Raw genomic sequence first — 11,290 nt, 5'->3', positions numbered from 1 at the left:
TCATTCCAGATGGCTGTTGCAAGGGCTTCATTGACAGAACCATCTTCAAAAAGAGCCGCATCAAATTTACCTGTCTTAAATCGAGAAACCACCGCATTATGTGAAACACCCATCTTCTTCGCAAACGCACGAACCGATAGACCCTTACGATTCTTCTTATTCATAGTTGCTCCTTGCCTTGATTTCCTTCCCAATTACGAATAATTGACAATCCGGTATAATCGGGTATATATTCCGGTATGCGAACGGATACACTTCAAGTTACATAAGGATTATTGGTTTTCAAAAAAAACTTTGAGATAAGGTGCGGCTGCACAAAAGAAGATTGGGACGCTATAGATTCTCCACCATTGACAGATGAAGAACTTGCATGCTTAAAGCCAGCTAAAGACGTTTTACCAGCCTCCTTTTTTAAGTATGTAACAGAAGAGCGCCGTAAACGTGGGTGAAGTCTTAAAAAAAGCAAGCGGTTGTTAAGCCAAACAATCTCTCCACTTAAAAAATAATGCTTTACAGTTGAAATTAAACTTCAATTGTATTACATTGAAATACAGTTGAGAGAGGAGAAATCATTATGGCTACCAGTCGCATGGTGCAAGCGCGTGTACCGGAAGAAATTCAAAATGTCGCTAATCAAGTTATTCAAGCCTCTGGTTTGTCAGTAAGTGATGTCGTGAGAGTGTTGATGACACGTATAGCGCAAGATAAAGCTATTCCTTCTTTTTTGTTTCAACCCAATGCAGAAACCATAGCAGCTTTTGCCGAACTTGATGAAGGCAACTTAAAAAAGTTTCATTCCGTAGACGAATTATTTGATGATCTCTATGCGGACGATTGAACGTACGACTATCTTCAAACGTGATTTCAAGCGCGAGATGAAAGGACGATATCGGCATCTTTTAAGTACAGATTTGCATCAAGTCATTGTGGCATTAGCAAATGATCAACTTTTAGAACTTCGGTATCATGACCATGCATTAACTGGAAATTGGAAAGATTATAGGGATTGTCATATTCGACCTGATTTGGTTTTGATCTATCGCTTGATTGGTCAAGATAGGCTAGTTTTAGTGCGTCTTGGTTCTCATTCACAACTTAATCTATAATTTCAATTAGCCACCTCCCCATTTTTGAGAACGGGGAGGGGACTTCTGTTTTTGAACTTAAGCAACCTTTTTAATAGGGTTCTCGAAATCTGGTTCATAAGCGCGCAATAAAGGATCCATGCTATGCGGCAGTTCTGAATCACCAAAATCTGTTAGAACTGTTAAGATTTTAAGTATACTTGGCATCTCATCTTGAAGTTTTAAAATTAAAGCTTTTTCTATGACACTCATAGTATCAACCAGAGCTGTACAATCTTTATCATTCATATTTTCATGTCTAGAAAATTGAGATAATGTCAACCACAAATCGCATAAGAAATTGGTATCTATCTTCATTGCACACCTCCATGGATTTGCTCTCTTAAACATGCCAATCCTCTGGAGGTGATTTTCGTTGAAGGGAGCACCTTTTCTGTACCATCTGGTCTTTGAATGGTGATAGCAGGGCAGTCCATAAAGCCTTTCTTGATTTTATCCTGATAAGGTAACAGAGGCTCCCCCGGAGCACGTCGATAGACCCAATCATGTTTACGCAAGTAATCGGTTAAATCTTTTGGTCGTACTTCTAACATCTTTGCGGCTTCGATAAGACCAAACAACCCATCAGAACGCTTTAAACCTTCCAAAGCTTCTGCTTTTGGCTTGAGTGTACTTACCTCATTTCTTAAGTCTTCTAATTGATTAATACTCTCTAAAAGGAGCTGTTTAATCGTAAGAGGATTTTCCAATGCATTGGCAAGATCTATTCGTGGTGTTGCTACTTGTTTTGCACGTTTTTCACATTCTATAAAATATAAACGAGCTTCTCTACCTTTCTTATTGTTCTCCACCATAGAAAGTTCTTTGGCTACACTTAAAGTGAGAGCATAATCTTTAGAGGGACGACCACCTTGGAGGTTTTTCCCAAAATTGGGAAAAACTATATAATCTCTGTTTTCGACAAAATCATATTTGTTGATGCGTTCAGTAATCCAGTCTGCAAACTTTTTACCTACTCCTAAAAACGCATGTAGATCACGTGCATTTACTGTCTGAATCGCATCGCCATCAATGACTTGTTCTGTAATTTCTATAAGAGTGTTCATGTGAACTCCTAGTTGTTAGATGTTTTTCATTGACACTCTAAAGAGAGTGCCGGGCGCTGAAAAACACGGCAACTAGCCCGTCGTTATGCCTTTCCCATAAAGGGTATTGTATAGCGTAACCACACCCGACAATGCCATTATATGCGTGTAACATACAATGAGTCAAAACTTTTAGTTGGCGGAGAAGAGATTGTTTCGGCAATCCATCCGCTAGTTGCTTTAAGGTGTTTTTCAAGCACCTGATTCGACAATAAATATAACGATACTGTCTTGTCAAGTGATAAAAAACTTTTTTCTAAAAAATAATCCACTATTGTACAGTGTGTATATGAGTACAAATTAAATTCGTTATTTATCAATATGTTATGTGTACAATGTACAGTCAATTTGAAAACTCTGTCGCTAGCGATAGTTCGCGCTCGCCTGCCCCGCAACAGACCCAACCCGCTGGGAAGTACCTTTTGCATTGATTTTATTTACTTTTTTTATGAAAAAAACAAAGCATAAATGATGATCTGTTTTTAAAATTGCAATAAGAATATGTAATGCCTAAACTCATAAGGATATGGAATATATAGATAAAGCTTGAGAACATGATCTAGCCTTTTTTATTAGCAGCGTATTCTTGACGAGAAAGTTGTCTCTGTATGTTTTTGGTTAATCTTTCATTGGCATATTGTGCAATAGCACTTGCAATCTCTGGCTTGGACATCACTTTAGCAATTGATGGTCCTTCTTGTTTTGCAATAGGGAATTGATCTCCATCCGCTCTTTGAAACACATTCCCATTCAGCTTTTTTAATTCAACACGCTTTGGAAAACTGCCTCCCTTGATAAAACCATGGGGTAAGATTTCTTTCTTTCCAAACAGTGTGTAAGTTACGCCGCGTTTTGTTTCGTTTACTTTAAAAAATTTAAGAGGTATTGGTGTTCCAGAACCAATGATATCTGTCTCAAGAAATCTTGCTGTCGCCTTTTCTTTAATATAAACACCTCTTCTTATACGCTTTATTTGGGCTGATGAGATGTCAGCAACTTGCTTTTCAGTAAAGCGTTCAACTTGTTTTGCTGCAGTGTTTAGAGCATTACGCAGAGCCCAATTAAGGCGTGGTGCTTGAAGGCTTGTGAAGGTATCTTTTGCCTGTTGAAGATACCATTTTTGGTGGATGATTAATTTCAACTTCTAAGCCTTTTTTGGGGTAGATGTTGATGGCTTGGAAACTTTAGATGCTTTAGGCTTTTCGAGAGAGGTTTCCTCTGTTACTGTTTCAGATGATATTTGGTTGGGTTCTTTTTCTATTTGCTTAATTTGTTCAACTCCCTTGTCGGGCTTTATTTTTGTTTTAACATCAACAAAGGGTTTAGCAGCATTTGCACGCTTGAGACGTGCGTAGACTTGATTAGAAATCTCCACAAATGGATTATTGGGAGTTGAAGTTTCAAAACGAACAGTGCTTTTATTGTCTCCAACAACACACATTGGCTTAGTGATGACAGCTTTCATCATTGCTCCTTTTGCGTCATAATTAATGACATCATTAGTCAATTATTGATTTTTGTTATTTGAAAAATAGATTAGTCAGAATTACCCAGAAAACAGGGCTTTCTAGCCACGTTTCAAGATCACATTTTACTAAATTTTTAGAGGATATTTTTGAATTTTGGACGCAATTCGACCAGTACAGCAGCGTCATTAAATACGACTTTTCACATATTGTCAACAAAAAAATCAATATATTGTGTTTTTTTATTTTTTTACCTAAATATGCTGCTTTACAAACAAATGATGCAAATATTCCGTTCCCAAAAATCGTTTATACGTTAAAGCATTTACCATTTATTTTTTGGATAAAAATACTTCTGGAGAGCATTTAGAGCAATACGCAAAGAACTAACAAGATGTGGTAATGTTTTGTTTTCTATAACAAGATGTTGTATCGCAGCATAAAGATTATACTGTCTATAGAGGTGTTGTGCTTCTTTGATAGTCTCTTGCATGTTTGAAAACTGTTCTGTTGCAAATTTAATCCATTTTTCTTTTGCTGTCTCATCAGAAGATGAGGGCATTTTATCATAAACAGCACTTGGCAAACCTTTTGCACACGAATAGTCATTTTTCACTTCAAGATATTTTTGCGCAGCATCATATTGGTCTTGATTTATTTCGCCTTGCAAATAAAGCCGCCCGATATAGGTGCCGGAAAGCGGATTTTTAGCCTCTTCTATGGTCAAGCCAAAGCGTTTGGCACGCATTTCAATTGCCAATTTATCCATGGGTTCATGCGGTGTTTTTGCTCGTGAGATACGTCCATTTGGTTCTCTGATACATCCTTTAATCCGTGGACGACCGCGTTTTGCACGTTTTTTTCTTTTTGTCATATTTTTTTCAATCAGAATGGTATGCTATCATTATTAATGAGTGCACTATGATCAGCAGCCCCTGAAGCGATAGCATAATTTTGAGAAGTAATAGGTGAAGGGGTAGGGAATGCCGATTGCTCTTTTTTGGCATCAAGCAAATACAACTCGCCTTTGAATTGTGGTAAGACAATCTCTGTTGTGTAACGGTCATGACCATTTTTATCTTGCCATTTACGTGTTTGTAATTTGCCTTCTACGTAAACCTTTGAACCTTTGTTTAGATATTGAAGTGCAATTTTTGCCAAATGTGGATTAAAAATCACCACGGAATGCCATTCTGTTTTCTCTACTTTTTGATTGGTTTTTTTATCTGTATAGCTCTCAGAAGTCGCTATACTAAAATTGACTATTTCTGCTCCAGAATTCATTGTTTTGCTTTCGGGATTAGCACCAAGGCGCCCGATTAACGTCACTTTATTTAGCATATTTGTAGCCCCATTAGATTAGCAATTTATACATGAAAAATCCTAGCATAATTTTCTTATTTATTCAATTATTTCAGTTTGTTAATAACAGTTTTTTTAAGTATTACATTATAATATTAATTTGACAAATTATTCATCAAAAAACCATGTCACACAAATGGCACAGCTTTCTTATTTCTGCTTTTAACTTTCCAATAAATATCCTTTTATTAAGAGTCTGTATTTATTAAGAGTCTGTATCAAACTTTTTTGTTCGATTTATTGTTGACTATCGAACCTTTTTGTGCGATATTCATTTTATGCAGAAAGGGGAGGCTAAATGAAACGAGAAGCGCTGCTTAGGGAATTACGTAAAGAAGCCAGAAAAAGAGGCATTCATTATAGTGAAGCTCCTGATGCAGGTAAAGGGTCACATTATTTGGTAACTTTTGGAGACAAGACAACCGTTATAAAATCTGGTGAATTGACCCCACTTTACGTGAAAATAATAAAAAAGCAGTTGGGGGTATGAGTTACTCTCTCAATGGCTTAAATTTTTCGTTTCAAAAGCATTTCGATTATGGCGAGGAGACCTAAACATGGAGTACACGTATCAAGCAAAACTGGAATCTGATCCAGATGGTGGTTTTATTGTAACCTTTCCAGATGTACCAGAAGCAATAACAGCTGGAGAAAATAGAACTGAGGCATTAGAGAATGCTGTTGAAGCTTTAGGGTTAGCATTACGGAGCTATCCTATGCGCGGTTTACCTTTACCAGTACCACAGCAATATAAAGACCTTGTAGAGGTCACGGTAGATGCTTGGAATGCTCTTAAACTTGCAGTGGTAGAAGCCTTTAATGAAGCGAATATCACAAAAACAGAATTGGCACATCGTTTGGGTAAAAAAGAAACAGAAGCAAGACGCATTCTTGATCCAAATTATCCAACTAAGCTTCAAACACTAGAGCAAGCACTGAGCGTTCTTGGCAAGCAAGTCATTATTACAATCAAAAACGCGGCTTGAAACGTCTTCCCCACCTTGTAAAGATGGGGAAGGGGGATGTTTTTTACTTAAGCAACCTTTTTAATGGGAGGCTCCAAATTTGGTTCATAAGTTCGCAACAAAGAATCCATACGATGTGGAAGTTCTGAAGCTCCGAAATCTGTCAAAATTGCCAAGATTTTTGTAATATTGGGTACGTCATCTTGAAGCTTTAAAACCAGAGCATCTACGACCGATTCCATAACCTCAACTATAGCATTGCAGTCCTCATCTCCAATGCCTCGATGGTTAGAAAGCTTAAACAACGACAGCCACAAATCGCATAAGAAGTCGACACTGCTATTCATTGCACACCCCCAAAGATTTGTTCTCTCAAACATGCCAATCCTCTAGATGTGATTTTTGTTGAAGGCAGCACCTTTTCTGTACCATCTGGTCTTTGAATCGTAATAGCAGGGCAATCCATGAATCCTTTCTTGATCTTGTCCTGATAAGGTAACAGAGGTGCCCCTGGAGCCCGTCGATAGACCCAATCGTTTTGACGCAAGTAATCTGTTAAATCCTTTGGTCGTACCTCTAACATCTTTGCTGCTTCTATCAAACCGAACAAACCATCAGAGCGTTTTAAGCCATCCAAAGCTTCTGCTTTTGGTTTGAGTGTACTCACCTCATTTCTCAAATCTTCTAATTGATTGATACTCTCTAAAAGGAGTTGCTTAATCGTAAGAGGATTTTCCAAAGCATTGGCAAGATTTATTTGTGGTGTCACTACTTGTTTTTCCAATTCTTGCCAGCGGTCAATGATTTTTGCACGTAATGTAGTGTTATAACCAGAAACAAGAATTAAACATTCACGCTTGGGGAGGTTATAGCAGTTTTGAGGCTTTCCCTGCTTGTCTAAATAGGTGCCCCCAAATTTGGGGAGACCTCCTTCAGTGTATAATTCTTCAAGTATTTTCTTAATATCACGCATGACATGGTCATGTCTTTTACCACACAACTCAGCAATTTCACGACTCGACATAGTCTGAGTGGTAGCACTATTAGCAACACTTTCTGTAATTTTTATAAGAGTGTTCATTATGAACTCCTTGGTAATAGACGTTTGTTAATGACACTCAATAAAGAGTGCCGGGCGCTAACAAACACGGTACCAAGTCCGTCGTTACGCTTTTCCCGTAAGGGTATTGTATAGCGTAACCACACCCGACGAGATCATTATATGCGTGTAACATACAATGAGTCAAAGCCTTTAATGTGCGGAAAATAAACTATCTCGGTAGCTCGTCCGCTTGGTATTTAAGGTGTTCGTTAGGCACCTGATTCGATTATTCATATTGCTGTAATAATGTCAAGCTACTTCTGATAATTTTTTGATCTCTTTATTGATCTCGTCTATAAGAGGTTCGTAATTGAGAACGCTTTTCGGAATATTTCCACCGTAAACCCATGCTTTTACTTGCGCTTTGGTACTAAAATCCGCATTTTCTGGTGTGGTATAATACTGGCCGCCATCAAACTTTTCACACTCTCTTGTGCCGTCTTCATATTCGTAGAGGTTGTAAAAATACTCCTCTGCTCCGTCCCCCCAAGGAACATAACCAACAGCTGTTGCAACAAACTCTTTTTGCATGGGTTGTTTACGCTTTTTTAAGAACAGGTCTTTTAATATTCTCATGTTTTTAGTCCATAATTTTACCAATTGGTCTATTTACCTAAAATTTGACCGTACAGAGCGTTTTATATTTCGGATAGGTTTATCATAAAATCTTTAAATCGCTTTGTACGGTGCCTTTTTGTCGATTTAAATGCATGTCTAATCGTAAAATGATCAGCACTTTTCACTAGTTTGCTGTTTTAAGCCGCTTTAGAATTGCTACTGTCATGACACTCTTCACTAGGCTTGCCTATTTTCATGAATGAAATGCGCTTGCCTCCTAAGGCTAGGTTACGCGTATTTTCAACTGCTGTAAAAACTCTCTCAGCAACACCATAAAGCCTGCTTTCTAAATCACGACAATACTGCGCTAGATCAGCACAAGAGGGGACAAAGGTTGTGGACATGCCTTTTGCTTCACCACGTATAAGATTTTTAACAGCTTGCAATAAAGACCAGAGTGAAATGCCGTTAAGAGCTGCGATATAAGCCTTTGCACGCGCTTCTACATTCGAAACTTTTTGCATTGTCAAACCACCTTCAAGCACATCAAGAGCCTCTGCTATGTCTTCAACAGACGCTTTCAAGGTAAGTAAGTTTTGAACAGTCTGATAAGCTTCTAAAGCTTGTTTCTCTAGGGTTGCTGTCAATTGAATGCCATTTCTCAAGGTCCATGGGAACTCCAGAGTTACACATTGCTCTATCTGTTGCACGGTATCTTGTAGAGGCGTCACTAAGCTGTGTTGCACCGATAAGATTACGGATTGTCTCTCCGGTACCACCACGAGTTCTTTGATCTTTTGAAAAGTTTCCATTGTTTCCACCATTGTTGTTCGTATTTTTTATTTTTTCTAAACCCTCGATAGCCCTGCGCACCCAGTTTCTCCATGTTGCTTGCCAATCGATTTTGGTTGCATTTGCTCCGGCTTTTGAACGCCAATAATCTCGAAACTTTGCAATTTCGACTTTGACGCGCTCTGGAGGCAAGCCCTCTGCAATGGCAAAATCGTAATCCGGTTCAAAATCCGTAGGCAATCGACAACCGCGATTAGCTTGCGTTCGTTTTGCTTTTTTGGGAACGTTCTCTTGCTCGTGAATGGGAGGTTGGTTTTCTACACCCGTTGTGATTTGCTCCGATGTGGTCTCAACAGCAGCAACCTCTGTTGGCTCGTCAACCAAATCGTTTGTTTCTAAACTTTCAGAACCAATTTCTTTTTTTGCTAAAACGTTAGTTTTAGTTTTTTTATATATATTCTTATTCTGGTTCTTTATAGCTTGATTTTGCTTGTCATTTGCTTCAGCAAAATTATTAACATGTTGTTTTGTATTGTTTTTTGCTTGTGCACCTTTTTTACCAGCCTCACTACGAACTTGCGATATGTGCTCTTTTTTATCAGCAAAATCGTTCAGCTCTTCTTCAACGCGCGTATTCCACAATCCATTATCTGTCTCAACAAGTTTATCATTCCTCATTAAGTATTCGACAATAGCTGCAAATTTTTTCTGCGAACAATTGCAAGCACGTGCAAGCGTTTCAAAATCTTCTTTAATTGGTGCTTTTTTATCGTACATGCGAACGAGAAGCGTCATATAAGCGCCCCTTTGCTCTAACGTCATTCCATCTGTACCACTTATCCAGTCATACAAATGGAATCTTATCCATGGCATACCATTAGACATGCGCATCCCCTTCTTTCATTAAATATAAAATTGCCAAAGCATCTGCTTCGTTGTCGTCACAAGGCGCGTGACCTTTTGCACGCATTGCCTTAATCATTTCTGCTTTTGAGGCATTTCCTTTGCCTGTCATTGCTTTCTTAATGGTACCAACGGGAATGCCTTCATACGGTATCTGATGATGTTCACACCACGCCGTTAATGTTGCTAGAAAGCCCCCATAAACATGAGAAGCGTCTGTACCCACATGCCGGCGGACCTCTTCAAAATACACTGCATCAATTTCATCAACAGACCTCTTTAGTTCAGTAAGCCATTTCTTAAAGCGCAAGTAACGCATGCCACCGCCTTCAAAACGGCGTGATTGAAAATGTTCTGTATCACTTGTGATAAAACCATCTGCATCACTAAGCGCCCAGCCAGTCTTAGTCCCTAGATCAAGACAAAGAATGGTTTGTGCGTTAGTGATCATAATCCCCCCTTAAGGCTCTACGTATTTATATGTTTGCTATGACAGAGCGCGTTGTGATTGCCTGTCTTGCAAAAATGTTTGTGAAAAAGTATCCTCCCAACGATTCTAAAAAAGTGGGGAGGGGAAAGATGCAAGAATGGATAAATATATTTCTTACAGGTTTTTTGTCATTTATCGGATCTCTTTCAGTAGCACTTATTTTAAGAAATAAAGACCGTAAAGAAGCAGCCAAAATCCGGAAAGATGATTTAGAAAAAGCTGCAAAAAAACGAGAAGAAGATAGAGAATGGATAAGCAAGCAATTTGCAGAAAGCCAAGAGCAGACGATAGCCCTTAAAGAGCAAGCGATATCGACAAAAGATCTTGCCAAATGGTCAGAAGAACATATTAAAATTTTGTTAGATAACAAAAGAGTAGAGGATTTAGGAACGCCACCTTCCATATATACAACTGGACCCCATTTGCCAACAAAAGGCAAGTGGGCGCTTCTTTGTTTAAAGATAAAAAACAATGCACAAACTGTCATCCACGTTTTAAATATAAAGCTAAAAGATGGTTCTCGCTTTATTCTTGGATATGGCATTAGATACAAACCAGAAACAAGATTGTGGCAAATGCAATCACCATATGTTAATCCTGATGCCAGACCAACGTCACACCCAATATCATCCGGATACTGTGAGAAAGCAAAGGATTTTCGAACGGGACAAGAAATCGATGTTAATATTTCTATAGCTCCCTCAGAAGATAAGTACACAGGAATCCTTATTTTTGTAGCAGCGCGTGAAGAAGATATAAAAGCCCAAGTTACTTTAATCATTAATCATACATCCCCATTGAAACCAGAAACAACAATGACTGTAACGACACAAACCGACCTCATAGACTTTAAAAAATTGCATTAACTCACTTAGGCAAACATTTTTATGCTATGATTTATTAATTTGATTTCTTTTTTTGATAACTTCATCCCTTAAGAGATCAAGCCTTAAGAGATCAAGCTTATCTTTGACTAAGATCATAAACAAGATCAGCTCATTTAAGCGATAAAAAGATAACAACTCTTGAGAAAAATAATTATCAAACCAAGTTGTAAAAGCTTGCGTAAACGCAGATGAAAACCATTGATTAAAATCATCGTACGGCAATAACGGAAAATAATTTCTATCATCACGCGCAAAGATACTATACAGCATATAGACAAAATAACCTGTCGATGAGGGATCTATTCTTGTTTCAAAAGATGCATCTTGAGTCGAACGGACACCATAATATATGGTTGCCTCTCCAATATTATTAACAAGGTCGATCAACTGGACTTTACTTATAGTGATCTGTGGGACATCTATCATCTCTGATCTTTCTTCTTTAAGAGTGTGAAGGGTGCTGTTGATGTTCGTTATTATCTGTAGGGGCAGCAATATGAGAAGATATTACTGTTTGTGATGCATTTGCTGTACT

General features: G+C 38.2%; 18 protein-coding genes. 5 read left to right on the top strand and 13 right to left on the bottom strand.

The window, feature by feature from the left end; translation table 11 throughout:
- Positions 1-574 precede the first annotated feature (574 nt).
- A complete protein-coding gene (locus ACFIJL_RS07995) occupies positions 575-838 on the top strand; it encodes a type II toxin-antitoxin system RelB/DinJ family antitoxin (RefSeq protein ID WP_100129267.1) in 264 nt (87 codons plus the stop codon).
- Positions 825-1,106: a type II toxin-antitoxin system YafQ family toxin gene (locus ACFIJL_RS07990; protein ID WP_375624077.1), complete on the top strand. Its 282-nt coding sequence runs from the start codon at positions 825-827 to the stop codon at positions 1,104-1,106. The genes ACFIJL_RS07995 and ACFIJL_RS07990 overlap by 14 nt, the downstream gene beginning before the upstream one ends.
- Positions 1,107-1,163: 57 nt before the next feature.
- Here the strand turns inward: ACFIJL_RS07990 and ACFIJL_RS07985 are convergent, their stop codons facing one another.
- From ACFIJL_RS07985 to ssb, 6 genes are all read right to left on the bottom strand, one after another.
- Positions 1,164-1,442 carry a hypothetical protein gene (locus tag ACFIJL_RS07985; protein WP_375624075.1) on the bottom strand — a complete coding sequence of 93 codons (279 nt, stop codon included), beginning with the start codon at positions 1,440-1,442 and terminating at the stop codon, positions 1,164-1,166.
- Positions 1,439-2,191, bottom strand: a complete 753-nt coding sequence (locus ACFIJL_RS07980) for an antA/AntB antirepressor family protein (RefSeq protein ID WP_375624073.1) — start codon at positions 2,189-2,191, stop codon at positions 1,439-1,441. Before ACFIJL_RS07980 ends, ACFIJL_RS07985 begins: the two co-directional genes overlap by 4 nt.
- Before the next feature lie 598 nt (positions 2,192-2,789).
- On the bottom strand, positions 2,790-3,371 hold the full coding sequence (locus ACFIJL_RS07975) for a hypothetical protein (protein WP_375624071.1): 582 nt from the start codon (positions 3,369-3,371) through the stop codon (positions 2,790-2,792).
- A 3-nt stretch (positions 3,372-3,374) separates the two neighbouring features.
- A complete protein-coding gene (locus tag ACFIJL_RS07970; protein WP_375624069.1) occupies positions 3,375-3,695 on the bottom strand; it encodes a hypothetical protein in 321 nt (106 codons plus the stop codon).
- Between the two features lie 326 nt (positions 3,696-4,021).
- Complete coding sequence (locus ACFIJL_RS07965; RefSeq protein WP_375624067.1) at positions 4,022-4,570, bottom strand: hypothetical protein; 549 nt, start codon at positions 4,568-4,570, stop codon at positions 4,022-4,024.
- An 11-nt stretch (positions 4,571-4,581) separates the two neighbouring features.
- Complete coding sequence (gene ssb, locus ACFIJL_RS07960) at positions 4,582-5,037, bottom strand: single-stranded DNA-binding protein (RefSeq protein ID WP_375624065.1); 456 nt, start codon at positions 5,035-5,037, stop codon at positions 4,582-4,584.
- 319 nt (positions 5,038-5,356) lie between these two features.
- Between ssb and ACFIJL_RS07955 the strand changes: the two genes are divergently transcribed.
- Positions 5,357-5,548: a hypothetical protein gene (locus ACFIJL_RS07955; RefSeq protein ID WP_004859817.1), complete on the top strand. Its 192-nt coding sequence runs from the start codon at positions 5,357-5,359 to the stop codon at positions 5,546-5,548.
- 67 nt (positions 5,549-5,615) lie between these two features.
- Positions 5,616-6,044, top strand: a complete 429-nt coding sequence (locus tag ACFIJL_RS07950) for a type II toxin-antitoxin system HicB family antitoxin (protein WP_375613907.1) — start codon at positions 5,616-5,618, stop codon at positions 6,042-6,044.
- A 47-nt stretch (positions 6,045-6,091) separates the two neighbouring features.
- Here the strand turns inward: ACFIJL_RS07950 and ACFIJL_RS07945 are convergent, their stop codons facing one another.
- The 6 genes from ACFIJL_RS07945 to ACFIJL_RS07920 all read right to left on the bottom strand — a co-directional run bounded on the left by ACFIJL_RS07945 (position 6,092) and on the right by ACFIJL_RS07920 (position 9,829).
- The gene (locus ACFIJL_RS07945) at positions 6,092-6,370 is read right to left on the bottom strand and encodes a hypothetical protein (protein WP_375613908.1); all 279 of its coding nucleotides are present in this window, start codon (positions 6,368-6,370) and stop codon (positions 6,092-6,094) included.
- On the bottom strand, positions 6,367-7,104 hold the full coding sequence (locus ACFIJL_RS07940) for a phage antirepressor KilAC domain-containing protein (protein ID WP_375613909.1): 738 nt from the start codon (positions 7,102-7,104) through the stop codon (positions 6,367-6,369). Before ACFIJL_RS07940 ends, ACFIJL_RS07945 begins: the two co-directional genes overlap by 4 nt.
- A 270-nt stretch (positions 7,105-7,374) precedes the next feature.
- Positions 7,375-7,701 carry a hypothetical protein gene (locus ACFIJL_RS07935; RefSeq protein ID WP_375624062.1) on the bottom strand — a complete coding sequence of 109 codons (327 nt, stop codon included), beginning with the start codon at positions 7,699-7,701 and terminating at the stop codon, positions 7,375-7,377.
- 179 nt (positions 7,702-7,880) lie between these two features.
- Positions 7,881-8,267, bottom strand: a complete 387-nt coding sequence (locus tag ACFIJL_RS07930; protein ID WP_375624060.1) for a hypothetical protein — start codon at positions 8,265-8,267, stop codon at positions 7,881-7,883.
- Entirely contained in the window at positions 8,251-9,360 is a 1,110-nt protein-coding gene (locus tag ACFIJL_RS07925) for a YdaU family protein (protein ID WP_375624058.1), read from the bottom strand. The genes ACFIJL_RS07930 and ACFIJL_RS07925 overlap by 17 nt, the downstream gene beginning before the upstream one ends.
- On the bottom strand, positions 9,353-9,829 hold the full coding sequence (locus tag ACFIJL_RS07920) for a crossover junction endodeoxyribonuclease RuvC (protein WP_375624056.1): 477 nt from the start codon (positions 9,827-9,829) through the stop codon (positions 9,353-9,355). Before ACFIJL_RS07920 ends, ACFIJL_RS07925 begins: the two co-directional genes overlap by 8 nt.
- A 29-nt stretch (positions 9,830-9,858) precedes the next feature.
- Between ACFIJL_RS07920 and ACFIJL_RS07915 the strand changes: the two genes are divergently transcribed.
- Positions 9,859-10,734, top strand: coding sequence for a hypothetical protein (locus ACFIJL_RS07915; protein WP_375624054.1), 876 nt, complete (start codon positions 9,859-9,861; stop codon positions 10,732-10,734).
- 24 nt (positions 10,735-10,758) lie between these two features.
- On the opposite strand, the gene ACFIJL_RS07910 is transcribed toward ACFIJL_RS07915, so the two are convergent.
- Positions 10,759-11,181, bottom strand: a complete 423-nt coding sequence (locus tag ACFIJL_RS07910) for a hypothetical protein (protein WP_375624052.1) — start codon at positions 11,179-11,181, stop codon at positions 10,759-10,761.
- Between the last annotated feature and the right edge of the window lie 109 nt (positions 11,182-11,290).

It is taken from the genome of Bartonella sp. TT119HLJHH (assembly GCF_042193385.1).
In the GTDB taxonomy this organism is placed as follows: Bacteria; Pseudomonadota; Alphaproteobacteria; order Rhizobiales; family Rhizobiaceae; genus Bartonella.
The sequence above is the reverse complement of the archived record's forward strand: the minus strand, read 5'-3'. Positions and strand labels throughout refer to the sequence as shown.

Bases quoted from the DNA above. Each gene is read 5' to 3' on its own strand.
- ACFIJL_RS07995 (WP_100129267.1), top strand. From the start codon at position 575: ATGGCTACCAGTCGCATGGTGCAAGCGCGTGTACCGGAAGAAATTCAA.
- ACFIJL_RS07990 (WP_375624077.1), top strand. From the start codon at position 825: ATGCGGACGATTGAACGTACGACTATCTTCAAACGTGATTTCAAGCGC.
- ACFIJL_RS07985 (WP_375624075.1), bottom strand. From the start codon at position 1,442: ATGAAGATAGATACCAATTTCTTATGCGATTTGTGGTTGACATTATCT.
- ACFIJL_RS07980 (WP_375624073.1), bottom strand. From the start codon at position 2,191: ATGAACACTCTTATAGAAATTACAGAACAAGTCATTGATGGCGATGCG.
- ACFIJL_RS07970 (WP_375624069.1), bottom strand. From the start codon at position 3,695: ATGAAAGCTGTCATCACTAAGCCAATGTGTGTTGTTGGAGACAATAAA.
- ACFIJL_RS07965 (WP_375624067.1), bottom strand. From the start codon at position 4,570: ATGACAAAAAGAAAAAAACGTGCAAAACGCGGTCGTCCACGGATTAAA.
- ssb (WP_375624065.1), bottom strand. From the start codon at position 5,037: ATGCTAAATAAAGTGACGTTAATCGGGCGCCTTGGTGCTAATCCCGAA.
- ACFIJL_RS07955 (WP_004859817.1), top strand. From the start codon at position 5,357: ATGAAACGAGAAGCGCTGCTTAGGGAATTACGTAAAGAAGCCAGAAAA.
- ACFIJL_RS07950 (WP_375613907.1), top strand. From the start codon at position 5,616: ATGGAGTACACGTATCAAGCAAAACTGGAATCTGATCCAGATGGTGGT.
- ACFIJL_RS07945 (WP_375613908.1), bottom strand. From the start codon at position 6,370: ATGAATAGCAGTGTCGACTTCTTATGCGATTTGTGGCTGTCGTTGTTT.
- ACFIJL_RS07940 (WP_375613909.1), bottom strand. From the start codon at position 7,104: ATGAACACTCTTATAAAAATTACAGAAAGTGTTGCTAATAGTGCTACC.
- ACFIJL_RS07935 (WP_375624062.1), bottom strand. From the start codon at position 7,701: ATGAGAATATTAAAAGACCTGTTCTTAAAAAAGCGTAAACAACCCATG.
- ACFIJL_RS07925 (WP_375624058.1), bottom strand. From the start codon at position 9,360: ATGTCTAATGGTATGCCATGGATAAGATTCCATTTGTATGACTGGATA.
- ACFIJL_RS07920 (WP_375624056.1), bottom strand. From the start codon at position 9,829: ATGATCACTAACGCACAAACCATTCTTTGTCTTGATCTAGGGACTAAG.
- ACFIJL_RS07915 (WP_375624054.1), top strand. From the start codon at position 9,859: ATGTTTGCTATGACAGAGCGCGTTGTGATTGCCTGTCTTGCAAAAATG.
- ACFIJL_RS07910 (WP_375624052.1), bottom strand. From the start codon at position 11,181: ATGATAGATGTCCCACAGATCACTATAAGTAAAGTCCAGTTGATCGAC.